The 19,400-nt window shown below is 49.6% G+C and carries 21 protein-coding genes; 10 read left to right on the top strand and 11 right to left on the bottom strand.

All coding sequences use genetic code 11. From position 1 onward, the window contains the following. Positions 1–90 precede the first annotated feature (90 nt). On the top strand, positions 91–360 hold the full coding sequence (locus tag JOD01_RS04390) for a DUF2626 domain-containing protein (protein ID WP_204517027.1): 270 nt from the start codon (positions 91–93) through the stop codon (positions 358–360). A gap of 18 nt (positions 361–378) precedes the next feature. On the opposite strand, the gene JOD01_RS04385 is transcribed toward JOD01_RS04390, so the two are convergent. Further along, positions 379–1,536 carry a class I SAM-dependent methyltransferase gene (locus tag JOD01_RS04385; protein WP_338028521.1) on the bottom strand — a complete coding sequence of 386 codons (1,158 nt, stop codon included), beginning with the start codon at positions 1,534–1,536 and terminating at the stop codon, positions 379–381. 130 nt (positions 1,537–1,666) lie between these two features. Here JOD01_RS04385 and JOD01_RS04380 point away from each other — a divergent pair, with 130 nt between their 5' ends. Then, complete coding sequence (locus JOD01_RS04380) at positions 1,667–2,743, top strand: hypothetical protein (protein ID WP_204517215.1); 1,077 nt, start codon at positions 1,667–1,669, stop codon at positions 2,741–2,743. A gap of 163 nt (positions 2,744–2,906) precedes the next feature. Here JOD01_RS04380 and JOD01_RS04375 read toward each other — a convergent pair whose 3' ends face one another. Further along, on the bottom strand, positions 2,907–3,545 hold the full coding sequence (locus JOD01_RS04375) for an MBL fold metallo-hydrolase (RefSeq protein ID WP_204517026.1): 639 nt from the start codon (positions 3,543–3,545) through the stop codon (positions 2,907–2,909). Between the two features lie 69 nt (positions 3,546–3,614). On the opposite strand from JOD01_RS04375, the gene JOD01_RS04370 reads away from it, so the two are divergent. Next, positions 3,615–4,124 carry a hypothetical protein gene (locus JOD01_RS04370; protein ID WP_204517025.1) on the top strand — a complete coding sequence of 170 codons (510 nt, stop codon included), beginning with the start codon at positions 3,615–3,617 and terminating at the stop codon, positions 4,122–4,124. 33 nt (positions 4,125–4,157) lie between these two features. On the opposite strand, the gene JOD01_RS04365 is transcribed toward JOD01_RS04370, so the two are convergent. Next, complete coding sequence (locus JOD01_RS04365) at positions 4,158–4,727, bottom strand: hypothetical protein (RefSeq protein WP_204517024.1); 570 nt, start codon at positions 4,725–4,727, stop codon at positions 4,158–4,160. 348 nt (positions 4,728–5,075) lie between these two features. Further along, positions 5,076–6,410, bottom strand: a complete 1,335-nt coding sequence (locus tag JOD01_RS04360) for a PhoH family protein (protein ID WP_204517023.1) — start codon at positions 6,408–6,410, stop codon at positions 5,076–5,078. Between the two features lie 225 nt (positions 6,411–6,635). Here JOD01_RS04360 and JOD01_RS04355 point away from each other — a divergent pair, with 225 nt between their 5' ends. Continuing rightward, complete coding sequence (locus JOD01_RS04355; protein ID WP_204517022.1) at positions 6,636–7,235, top strand: YhcN/YlaJ family sporulation lipoprotein; 600 nt, start codon at positions 6,636–6,638, stop codon at positions 7,233–7,235. A 166-nt stretch (positions 7,236–7,401) separates the two neighbouring features. Next, positions 7,402–8,448 (top strand): aldo/keto reductase, encoded by a 1,047-nt coding sequence (locus JOD01_RS04350; protein WP_204517021.1) that lies wholly within the window; start codon positions 7,402–7,404, stop codon positions 8,446–8,448. A gap of 67 nt (positions 8,449–8,515) precedes the next feature. On the opposite strand, the gene JOD01_RS04345 is transcribed toward JOD01_RS04350, so the two are convergent. Then, a complete protein-coding gene (locus JOD01_RS04345; protein WP_204517020.1) occupies positions 8,516–8,971 on the bottom strand; it encodes a pyridoxamine 5'-phosphate oxidase family protein in 456 nt (151 codons plus the stop codon). A gap of 119 nt (positions 8,972–9,090) precedes the next feature. On the opposite strand from JOD01_RS04345, the gene JOD01_RS04340 reads away from it, so the two are divergent. Beyond that, positions 9,091–9,435, top strand: a complete 345-nt coding sequence (locus JOD01_RS04340; RefSeq protein ID WP_204517019.1) for a DUF5665 domain-containing protein — start codon at positions 9,091–9,093, stop codon at positions 9,433–9,435. Between the two features lie 28 nt (positions 9,436–9,463). On the opposite strand, the gene JOD01_RS04335 is transcribed toward JOD01_RS04340, so the two are convergent. Next, positions 9,464–10,828, bottom strand: a complete 1,365-nt coding sequence (locus JOD01_RS04335; RefSeq protein ID WP_204517018.1) for a hypothetical protein — start codon at positions 10,826–10,828, stop codon at positions 9,464–9,466. A 176-nt stretch (positions 10,829–11,004) separates the two neighbouring features. Between JOD01_RS04335 and JOD01_RS04330 the strand changes: the two genes are divergently transcribed. After that, positions 11,005–11,184: a hypothetical protein gene (locus JOD01_RS04330; RefSeq protein WP_204517017.1), complete on the top strand. Its 180-nt coding sequence runs from the start codon at positions 11,005–11,007 to the stop codon at positions 11,182–11,184. A 105-nt stretch (positions 11,185–11,289) separates the two neighbouring features. On the opposite strand, the gene JOD01_RS04325 is transcribed toward JOD01_RS04330, so the two are convergent. Together JOD01_RS04325 and typA are read right to left on the bottom strand one after the other, a co-directional pair. Continuing rightward, positions 11,290–11,607: a YlaH-like family protein gene (locus tag JOD01_RS04325; protein ID WP_204517016.1), complete on the bottom strand. Its 318-nt coding sequence runs from the start codon at positions 11,605–11,607 to the stop codon at positions 11,290–11,292. 175 nt (positions 11,608–11,782) lie between these two features. After that, the gene (gene typA, locus JOD01_RS04320) at positions 11,783–13,603 is read right to left on the bottom strand and encodes a translational GTPase TypA (RefSeq protein ID WP_204517015.1); all 1,821 of its coding nucleotides are present in this window, start codon (positions 13,601–13,603) and stop codon (positions 11,783–11,785) included. Positions 13,604–13,768: 165 nt separating this feature from the next. Here typA and JOD01_RS04315 point away from each other — a divergent pair, with 165 nt between their 5' ends. The 3 genes from JOD01_RS04315 to JOD01_RS04305 are packed head-to-tail and all read left to right on the top strand — an operon-like array spanning position 13,769 to position 17,205. Continuing rightward, positions 13,769–15,091, top strand: a complete 1,323-nt coding sequence (locus JOD01_RS04315) for a hypothetical protein (protein ID WP_204517014.1) — start codon at positions 13,769–13,771, stop codon at positions 15,089–15,091. A 28-nt stretch (positions 15,092–15,119) separates the two neighbouring features. Then, a complete protein-coding gene (locus JOD01_RS04310) occupies positions 15,120–16,283 on the top strand; it encodes a hypothetical protein (protein ID WP_204517013.1) in 1,164 nt (387 codons plus the stop codon). 52 nt (positions 16,284–16,335) lie between these two features. After that, positions 16,336–17,205: a YhcN/YlaJ family sporulation lipoprotein gene (locus JOD01_RS04305; protein WP_204517012.1), complete on the top strand. Its 870-nt coding sequence runs from the start codon at positions 16,336–16,338 to the stop codon at positions 17,203–17,205. Between the two features lie 63 nt (positions 17,206–17,268). Here JOD01_RS04305 and speD read toward each other — a convergent pair whose 3' ends face one another. From speD to JOD01_RS04290, 3 genes are all read right to left on the bottom strand, one after another. Then, positions 17,269–17,673, bottom strand: a complete 405-nt coding sequence (gene speD, locus JOD01_RS04300; protein WP_204517011.1) for an adenosylmethionine decarboxylase — start codon at positions 17,671–17,673, stop codon at positions 17,269–17,271. A gap of 235 nt (positions 17,674–17,908) precedes the next feature. Beyond that, positions 17,909–18,505 carry a hypothetical protein gene (locus JOD01_RS04295; protein WP_204517010.1) on the bottom strand — a complete coding sequence of 199 codons (597 nt, stop codon included), beginning with the start codon at positions 18,503–18,505 and terminating at the stop codon, positions 17,909–17,911. 320 nt (positions 18,506–18,825) lie between these two features. After that, a complete protein-coding gene (locus JOD01_RS04290) occupies positions 18,826–19,323 on the bottom strand; it encodes a DUF4446 family protein (protein ID WP_239565192.1) in 498 nt (165 codons plus the stop codon). Between the last annotated feature and the right edge of the window lie 77 nt (positions 19,324–19,400).

Below are 19,400 nucleotides of genomic sequence, written 5' to 3'. Positions count from 1 at the left end.
TTTATATTCCAGTTTACACCTGTGTTCATGTCCATTATAATGGGATAGGAATCTTGTAAATCTTACCACATGCTCAGGAGGGATACACGGATGAACCGGATGTACCGTGTGCTTGGTTTCTGGACTTTGGCAATTGCTCTCATGTCACTCTGGGGAAATTTATATCCCATGTCTTTAATCTTCTTCGGGTTGACAGCATTTTTCGTGGCACTCAGTTACCTGAATTTGTCTGAAAGAGCTTACCTTAACATCTTCTTTGGGTTCATGTTTGTCTCTTTTGTCGGTTTTACTTATTACACGATGTTCATGATGCCATTGGGCGGCGAAGAACATTCCTTCTTCTTGCAAACGGTTTTATAATGAAAAAAAGATGCTCCTTTACCGAGCATCTTTTTTATTTGTCCGGTTGTTTCCGCATAACGGATGCGGCAGGCGCTCAACTTCTTTTCCTTGCAACATGACCCGAAATCTTCCCCCCAGCCCCGCCGGATCAATCAGCTGCTGGATGGCCCAATTTTGTTTCATCGCGCTGCTGCGAAACGGATCACGGTCCTGGTGAGCGATCGCTTTCTGCAGAATACCGGCTTGCAGCAAAAATTGGTCTTGCCTGAGAAAAGCCAGACAGCGCAGCCCCGCTTCCTCCCCCCATTGTTCCAGAGCCGAGAAATTGACATGAGCGGTTATATCCTGCTCACCGATATGCCGGAATGGATCGGTATGTACGCGATGCCGGTAATAACACAGCAATGTGCCCGCTTTGCGGCTGGAATGATATAATTCTTCTTCCCGGTCTCCGTAGTCGATCGTGAGCACATATCCTCGTTTGATCATGCTCCCAATCGCCCGAACGGCACCCCGCATTCCCAGATTGACCTCGAGGCGAGTACCGACGGGAACGATCGGCTCCCTGTCTGCCAAAAATTGTTGCATCGGCACACTGATTCGCGGCCAGAACTGTTGCCGAAACCGTTGTTCCTGTTCCTCCCAGGTTACCCAGGCCTCACACCACCCTTCTTCCAGCTTTTCCATCAGATGAACAGGAAACGCATCAAAGTACTCGTTTGACAGCACAATCCCCTCAAACGCTTGTGCGCGTGCCGCCTCTTCCACTGAACGATACCAGACTTGCGGAAGCTGAAACGGCTGCAACGCCTGTTGTTGCAATTGCCGATGATAAGGACTGCCCTCCACCAGCACGAGGCGAAGGCGCTGATACCACTCCGGATAGCGAGCAAACAGCACTGACAGCAGATGTTTCATCAGGTAGCCGGTCCCTCCGCCCAGTTCCGCCAAAACCGGCTGATCGATGCCGTTTTCCTTCCACATCTGGACAAATAAATCAGCGAGCACTTCGGCAAACACGGGGTGAAGCGTGCCGCTGGTAAAAAAATCTCCGTCCTTGCCCACTTTTGGCTGCGGCGTCATATAGTACCCCAGCTCGGGATGATACAGGGCCAGCTCCATAAAGCGGACAAACGGAATCGCTTGCTCCTTGCTGCCAAGAATCTCGTCGCGTATCGCTGCAGACAGGTCCACGATTTCTCCCCCTCGACATTTTTATGGAAAAACACATGAAGAAGGTTATAATAAAAAAGATTAACATATCATGCTAGTAAGAATCTTTTCCATTCTTTTGAAAATGGGCGAGAAAGCTAAAGGTGAAATTATGCGCAAAAGCATGATGTTTCTGCTTATCGGTTTGCTTTTGTTATGTCCTTATCCCGTTGGTGCGCAAGAAGCAGCATCGCTCGAGCAGTTGATCTTGCAGCAGCATCTTACCCAGAAAGAGCTGGAACGCAGTTTAACTTTGCTGAAACAGGAAGAGAGCACGTTGTTGAAAGAAACGGCCCAGCTGGATCTTGAGCTAAAGAAACAATCTCTGGTCATCGAGGCGATGCGCCGTCACGCCGGCGAAGTCGCCCGCGCCTATTATACCGGCGAACGGGCATCCTTTCTCTCTTTGCTGTTTGATACGGAAAATTTCAATCAATTTCTCATGGTCTTTGACTTTTTACAGCTGCTTTATCAGCGCGATCTGGACAAACTGGAAAAATTTCAGGAAGAACGGGCCAAGGCTGCCCAACTGCAGGAAGACAAACGGATGCGTCTGACCGAAATCCAGGAGCTTCGCAGACAATTCGAGTCCCGCTTGGCGGAAAAGCTGGCGGTGCAAAAGGCGAAAGAAGACAATCTCGCTCAATTGTCCGATGCTACCGGCACGGAAGCGCTGATGGACCATTTGATGGAGGATTGGCAACAACGCGGCTTGCCCGCATTTCAAACCTTCTTCCAGGTTTTGTCCAAAGTGATGTTCCAGATCCCCGAGCTGGCTACGCCGGATCGCATCCATTCGGAAGACTGGTTCACCCACACGCTGACGATCAAGCAGGATGAATTTAACGAATTTTTGGCCTCCAAAGACGATCTGTTCAAACAAGCGGAATTTGCTTTTGAAGACAATCAGCTGATCGTCAACGGTTCCTACAATCAGATGAATATTCGCATCGTTGGGGAATATCAGCTGGTTTCGCCGCAAGAGTTGAAATTTCACATCATTTCCCTCTTTTTTGATGGCTTCCAGCTGCCGCAATCGACGATTGAGGAGATGGAAAAAACGTATAATTTGAGCTTTTATCCCTCGCTTATCTCGTCAAACATTGAGGTAAAAAGCATTTCTCTGGACAATCAGCAATTAAAATTGCAGTTGAAGGTCGACTTGCCATTCGGCTTCAGTCTGAAATAACCCAGCGCATGCAATGCCATGCCGAGACGCTTCCGTCAGTTGGAAAAACGGGGGCGTTTCTTTTTATGCTCAGCTTCCCGTTTTGGAAACGTTCCATTTTGGACAAATCATCAAGAAGAAAAGCCGTGAGAGCACGTTGACAGTGCTCTCTGCATTTTCGGGATTAACGGAGCAAACCGGTAACAAAAGGATTGGTCATCTTTTCCCGATCGATCGTCGTTTTCGGACCATGCCCGGGATAGATGATCGTCTCATCATCCAGTTCAAACAATTTGTCCTGGATACTGATCATCAACGTCTCATAGTCGCCGCCCGGCAGATCGGTACGTCCGATGGACTGGGCAAAGAGGACATCGCCGGAAAAACAATGCTGGCCGATCACAAAGCTGCAGCTGCCCGGGGAATGACCCGGTGTATGCATCACCTGGATCTCCCATCCTGCCAGTTTCAGCGTTTGTCCATCCGCCAAAGATTGCTCCGCAGGCTCACAAATGATCGGTTCAAAATCACGATAACGCCCTGATCCGTTTAACATCGGATTGGACAGCCATTCCTGTTCCAAAGGATGAATGTAAACCGGCGCTTTGGTCAACCGGCGAACCTGATTCAATCCGCCAATATGGTCGAGATGGGCGTGCGTCAACAAAACAGCGACCACTTCCTTCCCGGGCAATTGTTGCAGCAAGGCTTCCGGTTCCATGCCGGGATCAATCAGGATCGATTGGCCGGTCTCGCTGTTAGTAAGCAAGTAGGCATTGGTTTGAAATGCACCGAGGACAAAACTTTGCAGTTGGAGCGACATTAATTCGCAGCCTCCTTTTGAGATGGATTGCCATCCGTTATAATAAACAATAAATGTGAGGTGAATGCTGTGCTAAGCGTACGGTACGGTATCGAAATGCAAGTCCCTTCCGGCAAGCTGCCGGGTTTCTATGCCCAAATCATCCATCAGATCGGCGATAGACTCACGCTGTTTGACCGTGATCAACAACTGTTTATCGTAACTCCGGCAGACAAGGAAAAACTGATCGCGATCTTTGACAAATATAAAGTGACAGGCGAAATTTTCCAACTGCTGGTTTTACCTGAACAGACCGTGGTTCACGAGCTTGCTGATTACGGCTTCCAAACCGCGGAGCATGTTTATGTTTATGCCGAACGCGTGGCCTTTTTCCAGATCAGTCAGCAAGAAGGTCAGCCGGACGATCGCTGGGCATGTGAACAGCAATTGCAGGAAAGCTTTATTGTAAGCTTACCAGAAAAAAATGGGATGACGCTACACGGAGTTGCGAAAAATCAAGCCGATTTGGTCGAGCGCACGGCAGCCGCCTATCGGGTAAAGGTGATTTGGGAGCAAACAACAAAAGCAATGGGCCACTGACACCGGCTCATTGCTTTGTTTTTTCAGTCCGTTTTATTCGGAGATTCGGTCAAAACGAAACCCGATGATCTGTCCTTGACTCACAGTAAACACGGCCTGATCGGTCTTCCCGTGATACACCATCTCTTGACCCTCCGCCGTTCTTCCGTAAAGCTCCGTAAGCTTGTCCACAGAATCATAGACGGCCAGACCGCGATTCGTTTGAAACTTGCCGGCCGCTTCCTTGGGAATTCCCCCTACCATGATAGAGGTTACTTTTCCCTCGCTCACCTTCAGCATCAGTTGCGCTTCGTCCACCACCAAAATTCCCATCGCGGCTGCAGCTTTTCCTTGCGCCAGATCATCCACGCTCACACTGGCGCGTGTCTCGGCATCCATAAATTCATACTTGGCAGGCTTCAATGTGGCAACCGCTTCTTTGACTCCCTGTCCGAGATAAATCCCGCGAATGCCATACTCCTTGCTGTTTTCCGGATCAAACTCGGCGGATAACGGGGAGCCGGCAGCGTCCGTTGGTTGCGGCTCGTTATTGCAACCGGTGAGCAGCAGCGAGATTGCCAACATCAATGCCAGCCAGCCGGGCGGTCTTGCGAAATATTTCATGACTTTCCCCCTCAGCAGCGCATCGTTGAACAATGTAACAACGACTATCTTATACCAGACGCTCGCAGGCGGCAAGCCGCGCAACACATAAAAACCGTTCCCAGCTGGGAACGGCTTTCATCGAGCGCCGAGTGTTTTGGGGTATTCCGATTATTCTCTTTGGCTTTTCGCCTCCATGAAAGAAGTTTCGCTAAAGAGCTCGGGTATCCACCAACGCAACTGTTTCAAAAACGTGATCAAGATCCACGCCAGTTCGCCTCCTTGTAAGGCTAATTACGTGCGATTCATTTGATCACCGGGCTCGATAATACTAGCATGGCCTCTTTTTTTGTTTTTATACGTTGGTATTTACAACAGATCGGCGGCCAATTGCGCAAGGATGCTGCGTTCCCCTTTTTCCAGTTTGACATGACCGGCCAAACGCTGCTCTTTGAACATCTCCACGACATAGGTTAAACCGTTGTTGCTCTCATCCAGGTACGGATGGTCAATTTGTTCAGGATCTCCCATCAGCACAATTTTGGAACCGTCTCCGACTCGCGTAAGAATCGTTTTCACCTCATGCTTGGTTAAGTTTTGCGCCTCATCGATAATGATAAACTGGCCCGGTATCGAGCGCCCGCGTATATATGTCAGCGCTTCTACCTGAATGCTGCCCATCCCTGCCAATATTTTTTCCAAATCACCCGGCCGCTTTGTGTTAAAAAGGTAATCCAGATTGTCATAGATCGGTTGCATCCAGGGGCGAAGTTTTTCTTCTTTCTCCCCCGGCAAATAGCCGATATCTTTGCCCAACGGGACAATCGGCCTGGCCACCAACAGCTTTTTATAGCGCTGCATGTCCTCGATCTGGTAAAGGCCGGCCGCCAGCGCCAGCAACGTTTTGCCCGTACCCGCTTTCCCCGTCATCGTCACCAGCGGAATATCTTCGCGCAGCAACAGCTCCGCCGCCATTCGCTGTTGCACATTGCGGGCCTTTATCCCCCAGATGGGATCGTCATCATTGACCAGCATCTCCAGGACTCTGCCATCCCCGTCGACTTTGCCCAATGCCGAGACGGAAGGATTGCATTCGTCTTTTAACACCAAAAACTGATGGGGGTAAAATTTGACTTTTGGGAAATTTTCGGCAAGTGTCAATTTACGCTGGGCGTAATAGTTTTGAATAATGTCGGAAGCAACGATGCGTTTTTCATAACCTGGGTAAATACTGGAATATTCGTGGACGACCCGATCCGATAAAAAGTCCTCGGCTTTTAAGCCCAATGAATCGGCTTTGACCCGCATCAATGCGTCTTTGCTGACGAGAATGACCGGCCGGGGAGCAGCCGCCATCTTCTCTTCTTCCTGCAAGTTTAAAGCAACCGCCAAAATCCGGTTATCGCTGGTCACTTCCAGAAACTGTTTCTGCAAGGTGAGAACAGAAGAGTGATTGAGTTCCACCCGAAAGGTTCCTCCCGTCTCCAGCAAAACGCCTTCATGCAATTGTCCCAATTCCCGCAAGCCGTCCAACAGGCGTGCGACACGGCGGGCATTTCGTCCGATTTCATCCATGTAACGCTTTTTTGAATCAATTTCTTCTAATACTACAGCAGGAATGATAATCTCGTTATCTTCAAAGGAGAAAATCGCCAATGGATCCTGCAGGAGTACGTTGGTGTCCAGCACATAGATTTTTTTCAAAATCTCGCCTCCTATTTCCCATCTCATATACCTTATGCGTGTGCAGATTTATCTGCCTTAGGGCGATTTAGTAACAGTCTATGTATGCCAGCGGACAGTTAGACGGGGCAACAAGAATGAAAACGGGAAGTTGGGAAAACACTACCGTTAACTCTGTAGGTGGATGTTCGAAGCTCCATACGCATTAGAGCGATTCCGTTAATGATAATGAAAAGGGGTAATGAAATGAAACAGATTGTGGCGATCCTCAGCCTTTGTCTGATCGTAACAGCCTGCAATTCCGCAAATCAGCCGCCTGCCGCCAATCAGTCCGCTCCGCAGCAGTCCAATCCACAGGCACCGCAAACGCAACGCGTACAACAAACAGAACCGCGTCCGGACTACAACCAATCTTCGCAAGCGACTGCACAGCGGTTGGTTCAGTTGGCTTCCAGCGTGAGAAATGTTCAGGATGCAACCGCTGTTGTTTTTGGAAAATGGGCAGTCGTCGGCATCGATGTCGGTGCCAATATGGACCGCTCCGATGTTGGCATTACCAAATATTCTGTGGCGGAAGCATTAAAAGAAGATCCACAGGGAGCCAATGCGCTGGTCACTGCCGATCCTGACATTGTCCAACGATTGCGGGAGATGTCGGCCGATATCGCCAACGGCCGCCCGATTGCCGGATTTGCTGAAGAATTGGCCGATATTGTCGGCCGGATCATTCCGCAAGCACCGCGAAGCGTGCAACGCAGAGAGCAGCCACCTACACAGCAAAATCAAGAAGGAGTAAACAAATCTGGGAACAAGAATCAGACCAATCCCGTTCCTGATCAACGCTAGTCTTTGACACAAACAACCTCATTCGTCAGCCAAGACGGAGGTTGTTTTTTCTTTGTTTGTTTCACAAACCTGTAAGATTCTCTCCTGGGGAAGCGTTTCACGATCAGGAGCGGTCATGGTAAGATAAGGACGAGAGCTGTTGATAACCTGTAAGGAGAGATGACAAATGAAATACAGAACTCTACCCGGTACAGAATTAAAAGTGTCTGAGGTCGGCTTCGGCGTCTGGTCAGTGGCTACGAAGTGGTGGGGAGTAAGCGACCTGGAAATGGGAAAACGTTTGCTCCGTTCCGCCTATGAAGATTACGGCGTTACTTTCTTCGATACCGCTGATATTTACGGAAATGGCGTAGGCGAAACGATTTTAAAAGATGCTTTGGGTGATATTCGCGACAAGGTGGTCATCGCTACCAAATTTGGCTATGATATCTACAACCTCCCTGGAGAACGGAAAGGTCATTCCGAACTGCCGCAAAACTGGTCGAAGGAACATATCCGATATGCCTGTGAACAAAGTCTGAAACGGCTGGGCACCGATTATATCGATTTTTACCAATTGCATAACCCTCGAATGGAAGCCGTCTTAAGCGAGGAAATTCAAGATACATTGCTTGAATTGAAAAAAGAAGGGAAAATTCGCGAGTTCGGGGCAGCGATGGGTCCAGACATCGGCTGGGAAGAAGAATCGATCGCCGCTTTGAAAGTTCCGAACTATGCGGGCATCCAGATTATCAACAACATCGTTGAACAAGATCCGGCGCGCGCTTTGTTCCCGATTGCCGATGCGGAAAAACGCGCATTGATCGTTCGCGTGCCACATGCATCCGGCTTGCTGGATGGCAGCTACGATCCTGACAAGCATTTTGACAAGAGCGACCACCGCAGCCATCGTCCTGTCGAATGGATGAAAGCCGGCGTGGAAGTTGTGCAGGAAATGAAAGCAAAAGGCTTGTTTGACGGCAAACAGAGAACCATCGGACAACTGGCCATTCAGTTTTCCCTCTATCGCCCGTCTGTCGTCACGGTACTGCCAAATATCACCAGCGCAGAAACGCTGCGAGAATTTGCCCTGGCTTCCGATGTACCGCCATTGACCGATGCGGAAGCAAATATCATCGAATCGCTGTGGGTGAATGGGTACAACAAACGGTTGGAACAGCATATGTCCAATTCCCAGAACAAACCGACCCCTGTATTGCATGCCCAACAATAAAACAGGATATGCTAGATAGCAAAAAAGCTGCTGAATGGTTCGCTCAGCAGCTTTTCCTGTCTCTTCTTTACGCTTTGCGCAAAGCCTCCATCACTTGCGTATCCAGTTTTTCCGCAGCAGCTTTGTTGTAAGTTTTTTCGTATTGCGGCTCTACGGAAATGCGGGAACCATAAAACATAACGTCCCGTACCGATTCAATGGTAATTTCCACCATTGCCAATTTGAGCGGAATCTCCTCCAGCCGTTCGACAGCCAGCTTTGCCGTTCCATTGATCGCATAGGAGGAACCCGCTCCAATCAAGTGCAAAACCACCTGCGGATTTTGATTGATATTGGTAATGATCCGCGAACGGTTATCGACTGCAAAACGAATTTTTTCTTGTGTCGGTGCATACACCCATGATAAGGAGCTGAGACTGGGTGCTCCCGATTCATGATCGATCGTTCCGAGTGTCATAAAACGTTCTTTTTGCAACAGGGCAAACAGCTCTTCAGACAATGATTGCGCTACAGCTTCAGACATGCCGATTCCTCCCAAAATAGTTTTGCGTAAATTTTATTTTACCCGTCCTGCCAGCATTAGGCAAATTTTATGCACCGCTCGGCTCGCTGGCAAAATAGGCAAAAGGAGGCGTTTCCAATATGCCGCAACCCTCTTCACCGACTGACCGGCTGCTTGCCAAAATGGACCAATTCATGGAAGAGCTTTATCAAGTCAGACGGTTAAATGAACGGATTGACAAGATCGCCTTGTTTCTGGAGGATATTCGCATAGCCGACATCGTGCAAAACTATACATCCCCGCGCAAGCTGCTGCTGACCAATTTTTTGGCAGGCTTGGCACGGGGATTGGGCTTGACGATTGGAACCGCGATCGTCTTGGCCGTATTGGGCTGGCTGTTAAGCAATTTCTTGTCTGTGCCCTTTATTGGCGACTACATTCGCGAGATCATGCAATACATCAACAATTATTCTTTTCATCAATAGATGGTTATGTGTTGCAGCTTGCCCCAAGTCAGTTTTTCTTTCCGTTTCCGTTCCCGTTTCCGTTCCCATTTCCTTTTGCTTTCGCCTGATTGCCTTTGCCTTGCTGGCTATTGTTAATCTGGCCGGGAACATTTTTCGGTTTTCCGGGGGCAACCAAACCCGCTGCCTGCTGCGGACTAAATTGATTCACCGGAGTTCCGTGGGCGATATTCGTTTCGGCAACCAAGTCACCGTCTTGATAAAGCTCCAGATGGACATACTTTGAGCTATAGGAGCGATTGCTGTAAGACAGGTTGGCCGCAAATTGGCCATCGGCATCCAGTTTCACTTCATGCTTTTGCCCATCGGGAGCGGTCGCATACAGCTTCAGTTCATCTTCATCTATGTCCGCTTCCGTTTCGACCTTCCCTTGTACCAGCACGAGTTTGTATTTGGGGCTAATGACCGCAGACCCGGAGATTGCATACGTATCGTCGGTGTCCTCATCGTCGTCGCTGATGCCGTTAATGGTAATATTTTCCGTATCAATCTTTTCTCCATCCTCGTACGCTTCCACCTTGGCCTCTTCATCGTTGCCTTTGACATCGCGGAAAGTTACGCTAAACGTTCCCAGTTTGTTGAACAATTTGCTCACTTTTACGTCTTTGCTGTCGCCATCGTATGTTACGCGGACTTTGTCGATGTCGCGATCAACAATCCCTGTGATCTTTACTTCCTCTTTGTCCTTGTCATAGTTGCCTGTCAGGCGGAGGAACGCGTCGCTGTCCTCATCCTCGTCCGATTCGGTATCGACGCGAATTTTTTGCGTTTCCACCAGTTCGTCGTCGGCATACGCCTTGACAGTGGCGTATTTTGCCGTGCTGCTCACCACAGGTTCAAAACTAACCGTAAACGATTCATCGGAATTCGGCACCACTTCGATTTGGTTGCCATTGGGCAATGTTACGACAACCTTGTCAATATCTTCGCTAACCTCCCCTTTCAAGTATGTAATTCCGTTTTTGGTCTCCTGCGACAAATCGACAATGCCGTTTGCTTCATCGTCCAGGCGGACTTCCAACTCAATGTCATCATAATATTCGTTGTAAATATCGAGCCATTCCGCTTCATGCTCTTTGATGTAAGTAGCCAGCTTAACATCCAGGTCAAGCTCGTCTATTACCAAATACAAATGATCTGCTTCATTTTTTAACAGCATATCGAGAGTTTCCGGATCATTTTTCGCCAGTTCCTTCAGCTGGTAGCGCGTAACTTGTTTTCCTTCCTCATTCATCACAACCTTGGTGGAAGAGCCGTAGTTGTTTGCGGCGTTAGCCAAAACAGGCGTCAATCCGCCAGCGATCACACTTGCGGCCAGTACAGCGAGTACAGGCTTGGATATCCTTTTTTTCATAACGTTCCCTCTCTTTTTTGTTTTTTCCATATTTGCTCGAGCTGAGTTATAGACGGGAACGAACAAAGAAAGGTTGCAAAAGAAAAAATAAAATTCGTATCCGGGGGCAAATCCAGCATTCTCATCGTGTTTTTCTGCGATGTTCCAGCCAAACTATCCGTACGGAGGTGATTGTCATGAGAAAAGGTGTTGTCCCCATCGTATTAGGTACCGCCGTAACAGCAGCAGGGCTCAGCTTGCTAAAAATGAACCACCAGCGAACCGCCGCAGATAACCCGTACGCCTGGGGAGTAGCCGGATTCGGCTTGGCGCACATTGTACTGGGTACGATTGATGCGGTACGAGACCGGTATTAAAGGCGAGATTTGGACGGGAAAATCCGCAGCGGTCAATACAAAACCCGCCAGCAGCGGGCGGGTTGATTGTGTATAAGTCTATCCGCCGGCAACGGGCGGGTTTTGCTATCGACGCTCCGGTTTGACGCGAAGCTTGACAATGAGCAAAATGATAATGGCAACGAGCAAGGCGCTTTTCACCGGGAGCGTGACATCGAGAATACCAAAAATCAAAGAACCAGCAAACAGCAAGACATACAGCAAGATCGTTTTTAAAATAGGCATGCGGATTCGCGTCGCAAAACCTAAATAATACACGGCGATAAGCGCAATAAAGATAAACAGCACGCGATAATCATCGGCAAACATGCGAAACTGATCGTAAAGACTCAACGCATCTGCGTTGGCCGGTTCATATGTAGAAGCCAATTCCATCCAACTCATGTTTCCCCACCTCCCTGTCAACTTGCCGCTCCCATACGCGCAATTAAAGCTTGTCTATTTTCATAGAAATGAATAATACCATGTTAACTTTAACAGTTGTCCCCAGCCTCTGTCAAAACAATCCAAACAAAAAAGCCTGCTTCTCTTCCGGAGAAACAGGCTTTTTTGGAGCTGGTTAGCGTCTTTGCCGCTCAAAACGTTCCCGCTCGGATTTGGTCAAATATTTTTTGCGCAAGCGAACCGATTCCGGCGTCACTTCGCACAACTCGTCATCATTCAAGTATTCCAGCGCTTCTTCCAACGTCAACAACCGAGGCGTTTTCATTTTGACCGTTTCATCCTTGGTCGCGGAACGAACGTTGGTCGCGTGTTTTTCCTTACATACGTTAACAGTCAAATCGTTGTCGCGGTTGTGCTCCCCAACGATCATTCCTTCATATACTTCAGTCCCCGGGTGAATAAACATCACACCGCGGTCCTCTACCGACATCAGCCCGTAGCTGGTAGCCGTACCGGTCTCGTTGGAAATCAGCACGCCAGCATGGCGACCGCCAACAGAGCCTTGCACCAATGGACGATAGCTGTCAAAAGAATGGTTCATAATCCCGTAACCGCGTGTAATTGTCAAAAACTCCGTACGGTATCCGATCAGCCCGCGCGATGGAATGATAAATTCCAGGCGCACTTGGCCAAAACCGTTATTGATCATATTGACCATTTCCGCTTTGCGGGTACCCAACGTTTCCATTACGGCGCCGGTATATTCTTCCGGCACGTCAATGATTAAACGTTCGGCCGGTTCCATTTTTTGTCCGTCAATTTCCCGAACGATTACTTCCGGTTTGGAAACAGCGAGCTCGTAACCTTCACGGCGCATATTTTCGACGAGAATGGACAAATGGAGCTCACCGCGTCCGGAAACGACGAATGCATCAGGGGAGTCGGTTTCGTCCACCCGCAACGATACGTCCGTTTCCAATTCCGCCATCAAGCGATCGCGCAGTTTGCGGGAAGTTACGTGTTTTCCTTCACGTCCGGCAAACGGGCTGTTATTGACGAGGAACGTCATCTGCAACGTTGGCTCATCGATCTTCAACAATGGCAACGGATCGGGATGATCCGCGTCGCAGACGGTTTCCCCGACGTTAATGTCTTCCAACCCGGCCAAGGCAACAATATCGCCAGCGCGAGCCGTCTTTTGTTCAACACGTTGCAACCCTTTAAAGCCAAACAATTTTTGCACTCGCATACGTTTGACCGAACCATCCCGTTTGACGACAGCCACTTGGTCATTGACATTGAGCGAACCGCGGTAAATGCGGCCAATCCCGATACGGCCCAAGAAGTCATTGTAGTCCAGCATCGTCACCTGCATTTGCAGCGGAGCATTTTCATCTGCTTCCGGTGCCGGGATATGCTCGATGATTGTTTCAAACAATGGCTCGAGGTCCTGCTGCAGCTTGTCCGGTTCCATACCGGCAATACCGGCCAGCCCGGAAGCATAAACGATCGGAAACTCGAGTTGGTCTTCGGTCGCATCAAGGTCGATGAACAAATCGTAAACTTCATTGATCACTTCTTGCGGGCGTGCGTTTTCCCGGTCGATTTTGTTGACGACGACGATCGGTGTCACTTTTGCTTCCAACGCCTTGCGCAAAACGAACCGGGTCTGCGGCATGCAACCCTCAAATGCATCGACGATCAGCAAAACACCGTCAACCATGCTCATGATCCGTTCCACTTCACCGCCAAAGTCGGCGTGTCCCGGCGTATCGAGAATATTAATGGTAAAGTCTTTGTATGTGACGGAAGTCGTTTTCGCGAGGATCGTAATCCCTCTTTCGCGTTCCAGATCGTTGGAGTCCATCATCCGTTCTTCAACGTGTTGGTTGCTGCGAAACGTTCCGGATTGAATCAACAATTTGTCAACCAAGGTTGTTTTCCCATGGTCAACGTGGGCAATAATGGCGATATTACGAATATCTTGGCGCTTCATATTTTCCTCCTCATGTATGCATACTCTCCATAATAACAGTTAAAGATTCACTTCACAATGGTAAGTTCCTTAAGAACCGGTAAAGTTTCTGCTCAAAAACAGGAGGAAAATGGTAAAATATTTCTAAAACACTCCATTTTACCAGGCAAGCGAGGGCTTCCATTGATGAACAGATCGATTATACCGCCTTTAATCGAGCTTGAACACTCTCTTCTGGAATTGGCAGATACTTACGGACTTTATGCGTCAATTTATTGGTTGACGAAACAGCAGCAACATTTCCGCTGGAGCAATGGCGCTTTTCGCGGCCGCTCCACACTCTCCTTGGGACAACTGATGATCACATTGCAAAATGATCGCGGGTATGTCGGACAAGCCTTGACCGAAAATCTCACTCTTTCCGGGGCAGAAACGGCTTTTCACCGGGCACGACGAGCGCTGCGAGACCATCCCTCTCTCTCCTCCTGTATAGCACAGCTGTCCCGCCAAGAAAGGCGCTTTCCTCCCCTGATCGAGGAAACCAGCTCGCAGAGAGACGAATATCTTTTCCCCTACATTGTGCCCAGCGAAAAGCAGCATCAAAAATGGGCGGCTGTCGTTGCCCCTCATTCCCTGGATACTTTTTTGCAAATTTCTCAAGAGAACTGCCGCTGCATACGCAGTGACGGTGCCAGCCACCAAGCCGCCATTTGGCGCGTTATCGGTGTACATCGTGCCAGCAATCCATCCGGCAAAGACCTTCTTTGCAAAGCAGGCTTCACTGCTTCGCAGCTTTCCGCTGCCGCCGTACAGACCTTGCATGCGGAAATGGAACGTCAACTGGATCAGCTCGAGAAAAGTTTACACTTTTCCGCAGGCGACCGTCTCTTTGCGCCAACTGCTGCTCCCGTTTGGCTGCGCCCGCAGACTGGCTGCATCATCGATTCCCGGTTGACTGCTCATCTGCTGGCCGCAGCGGTTCAGTCACAAGTGCCGATGCCGTCCTCAGCAATCGAGGCAACGGTGGAGACAGTGGAAGGGAGCGGCAATTATCAGCCGATTCATCCATTTGGCTATCTGCTTACTCCCACGCAACTGTCTTTACCGAGCGAGCTCCATACTCTGCTGTACGGTTTGTCTCAACCCGAACCGTTGCCTATCCATCTGTCTGTCCGTTTCAAGAGCGGCGACCAGGCTCACTCCTCAGACCGGCAAACAATCGCCCGGCAGATTCAGCAAAGCGCCCCGTCCCACGATGGTGAGTTGCTTTTTTTCGAAGGGATGGAACTGTTCGACTTCGATCGGGAAACAGCGGTCGCTTACTTTTCCCCCCAAAAAATAACCAGATGGTCAAACTGCGGTGAATGCCGCATTGTCCCTCCGCAGTTGTTTGCGGTGGAATTGTCCTCGCTGCTCCCCCGTCTTGCGGGATTTGGCTCCACCGTAACCATCTGGCTGAACGAGCCCGACTGGACAGTGTCGGTGCCGCTCTGGACTTGGATTCGTTGAAGATCGATTAGAAGAGGTGAATCCCGTCATGCAACCGGCAGAATGGCTTTACGAACAACTTCGCTCCGCTTGCAGGCATGCTGGCCTGACAACACCCGTCTATGCCTTCCGCTTTTGGCTGGAGGAAACCGTATCACATTCCAGCGAGTCTTGCGCTCACTGCCAGCTCAACGGCGAAATTACGCTTGTATGGGGCGACGGAACGGTGTCCAATCACCGGCTTTCCCTCTGGCCGGGGGAACCGTTGCCGTTCGAACAGTGGCATTCGATGCGCTATCTCGATGATCAGTTGCGTCATTTTGCCAAAGCGGCACCTCTTTCCACCATTGATGCGTATGATCCGCAAATCGCCGAGCGTTTGCAGCAAGACAGCTCGGCCGTGCCGGGAAACTCCAGTCAGATCGTCAGCGATTTGCGCATCATCAAGCGGACAGCTGCGCATTCCCTCGGTGTTTACCATCAGGAAAACCTGTCCGAAGCCTGTTTCCGGCCAGCTGGTCTTTCGCCGGCGTTTCGCTATCAGAGCAGAAGGCTGCCAACAGCTGCCGAATGGCGTTATTTGCAGACAGAATGGGAATGGCTTAGGCAGCAATCGCTCCAGAGGCACATCCAGCTTCCGCTGCCGCATCCCGACTCGATTGTGCTGTTCACGCCAAATGCCGTCCGTCAGCTGTTGCAAGCCTATGTGCTTGAACCATTGCACCTAAGAGAGCATGCCGATCGTGTTCATACCTGGCTAAACTCCATGGCGCCTTCGGGCTTGCTTCAGCTTAGGCATGATCCTTCTGTACCGTGGTCGCGAGGGAGCTATCAATTTTTCCGCGACGGTCAACCAACCCGGTCGTTTCCATTATCAGCCTTGCCAACCTATTTTCAAAAGGTAGCGATCGATTCGTTCCATTGGACTTCGGGAGCGGCAGTGCCGTTTTTCCGGTGGCTATCCGGCCAAAACGAAGTATATGTGTTGGACGAGATCAGACCGCTCGACAGCTTCCCTTTTCAGCGAAGGCAAACGGTCTGGGTTTATTCTGCCCTGCAATTTTGCAAGGGCAGGCCCGTCGCTACAGGCAATCTTTTGCTGCCGCTGTCGTTGCCGTCCTTGTTTTCTCCGCAAACAGCGCTGATTCACCGGCCCGGCTGGGATGGCGACGGGATCGCGATCGCCGCCAAATGGTTGCTGAGCGAGCCTTGAATATTCGCTCCCCCTCCGTCGCACAATAGGTAACGGAGGTGACTGAAGCACCATGAAAAAATGGATTTATCCGCTTACCTGCCTGGCGCTCGCAGCTTCCTTGACAGCCTGCGGAACGCCGAAAAACGATACCGGTCAAACGCAAAGTCTGTATCAAACCAATCGCTTCCCCGATGCCCCTTCCCATAACGCCGGCAACACAGCTGGAACAACTTCATACGGGACAAACGGAAGCATCAACAATGGCACCTCCGGAACTGGCATAGGCGCTGGCACGATGGGCGCAGGAACCGGAACATACGGTCCAGGCACAACCGGCACGGGCACCTACGGCACCGGCGGAGCTGCCTACGGGGGAGCCAATGCCAGAAATAACGGCAACGGCAACCAGTTTGGCCATATGTTCGGTTATGCGACGACAGAAAAATCCGATCGGGCAACAGGCAACAACCAGGCAGCGGGCAACAACCAGGCAGCCTCCGCCTTCGATCAACAATTAGCCGATCGCGTCGTGCGAGCAGCCGACTCGGTACCGGGAATCGAACGGGCTCATGCCATTGTCCGCGGCAATGACGTCATCGTCGGCGTTCAGCCACGGGTGCAAGCTGCAAATCAGCGTCAAAAACGGGTCATGGTCAGCCAGGTTCAATCAGCCGTCCGTTCCGTTGCTCCGCGGCACAAAATCCATATCGCAACAGATCCGGCTATCCTCAGCCGCATCCAGCAGCTTGATGGAACAATACGCGGTACGGGAAGAACTGGCGGAGCCGGCAACAATCAAGCGGGCAACATGATGAATCAAACAGCCAATCAACTCAACTCCGGACCAAATACCGTCGGGGGTAACTTGCAAAATGCCGGACGTGATTTCACCGCCTTGCTGCGGGATATCGGCCGCAGCGCAACCGCCCCATTCCGTTAAAACGATAAAAAACCACCGCTTGCGAGACGGTGGTTTTTTACTCAAAACGGGCAACACGCCCTGTTACTTTTTCAGCAAATCCGGAACTTTTACTTCTGGTTCAACGACTTGCAATTCGCCAGTACCGCGAATCAATTTTTTCGCATAAACTTTCTCCGGTTTCAAGACAGAGATCATGTAATCGATCGCGATTTGAGGATCGACTGTCTCTCCGCATGTGTAGCAATCCAATGCGGCAAAACCTCGTTCAGGGTAAGTATGGATGGATAAATGGCTTTCCGAGAGAAGAACCAGAACGGTAGCTCCTTGAGGAGTAAACTGCTTCGCCTGTACACCCAATACGGTAGCTCCGCAAGCTTCTGCAGCCTCGATCATTTCCTTTTTCAAAAATTCTGCATCGTTAAGTAAGTCAAACTGTACTCCCCATGTGTCAATGGCAACGTGTCTTCCGAAAGTCGAGTATTCCATCTTTCGGTGTCCCCCTTCCTAGCAAGTGTAATGTTAAACATCGCTAGGACCTGCGTCATTCACTAACGGGGGCGGTTTCTCTCATGTTATCCACCCTTTGAAGTGAATCCTGGTTCCTAATCCTGTTTTCCAACGAAATCAAAAATATCATGCTTCAACCAAAATGACAATACCTTTTTGCAAAAAATCATGCTGGAAAAAAAAGAAATGGGCGCGATGGACACCCATTTGCCATTTATGCTTCCAATTCAAACAAACGACGTGCCAAAATCCGTAAGCGCGTGTCGATGGTCGCAACTTTCTCGGGAGCTGCTTTTTTCGTCCAATTACGCAGATCAAGCCACTTGTTTGCCTCTTCCCGAATCAAAGCAATTTCGTCTTCACTGCTTGTATTTCGATACATTTGCTCCAGTTCTGCTGCAATATTTTGCGACTGGTTCTCAAATATGGGCACATTTTCATCGTCGGTAACTTCGTGAATGCTAACCACAGAGCCTTCATCATAGTGATAGACAACTGTAAAGCTATCATAGATCCGGTGAACAATTCCGTGCCCTTTAAAGGCTTTCATTGCTTTCCGCATTGCATTGGCAAGGCGCAAATCCGTTATCACATAAGAGCTTTCACAGATGTACCGCTGTCCTTCCCGCTGAAAAGTAAGCTGGATTTCTCCGCTTTGATCGGGAATAAAGATGTCGCGGTCTCCATTGTCGCAAATTTTAACTTCAACTTTAATATTGTCGCTTGCAAACAGTTTTACAAATTGCTCAAGTTCAGCTTCATTCATCGTAAAATAGGCGTTGGCGTAATTGGTTGCAAGACGCTGTGCCATAATATCTCCTCAATTCTCATTTTTTTCCGGCTCGTTAACGTAACGTCTGCCATCTGAGGAGAAAAGCTAAGTATCAACAAAGGATCTTTGTAGAACCTGACCTTGCCCCGAGAATCGAATACCGATTTGGGTAATGAAGGCGGATCACCTACTTTTCGTTTTCAAAGACACTTATTATTATACATAACTCCTGACAAAAAGTCTCCTTTGAAAATCCGGGAAAACCAGCAAAATTCCTGATAATTTCGGTTAAACCTGCATTACAAGGAAGAAACTTGATAAGAGGAGCCATTTTCTCGTGTTTCTTGCTAAATCCAGCGTCAGCTTCCTTTTTGGGTCGCAGCCAGCTTGATGACGGCTTGTTCTTCTTCCGACAAATTATACATGGACTTGCCAGCTTGTACCGGTTTTGCGTACATGCGAGATTCTTCCCGCCCGTAAATGCTGGTCAACACGACTCCATTCTGCTGTTCATCAAGCAGCGCCAAGGAAAAGCTCAAATCACTTCCTTGTTCTCCAAAAGCATTGTAACGGCGTATGGCCAAGCGACCGTACTGATCCGACAGCTTTTGGGAAAGCCGATTCAACTGAAACTGTTGATCCGCCTGTTTTTCTCGAACCGCTCCCAGCTCGTTCAGGATTAAGTCCAATTTCGTCTCCAGGTTTCCTGAATCCACACCGGTAAACAATCGTTTCAAAGACTTACGGACACGTCCCACTCTGACTGACTGCGCAATCACCAGGATGAGCAGAATGAGATTCAGCAGCAGCAAGCCGCCAATCAGTACCGGGGTTGTGTTGAGTGATAGGAATTGCATCAAGTTTTTCTCCCTTTCTAAGCATCCAGCCTTACATGATTTGCTCAACTGTATTGTACCCCTGTTTCCCCGTTCTC

Origin of the sequence: Brevibacillus fulvus (assembly GCF_016908525.1) — a bacterium.
Taxonomy (GTDB): Bacteria; Bacillota; Bacilli; order Brevibacillales; family Brevibacillaceae; genus Brevibacillus_G; species Brevibacillus_G fulvus.
Note: the sequence above shows the minus strand (reverse complement) of the source record. Positions and strands in the feature narration are given on the sequence as shown.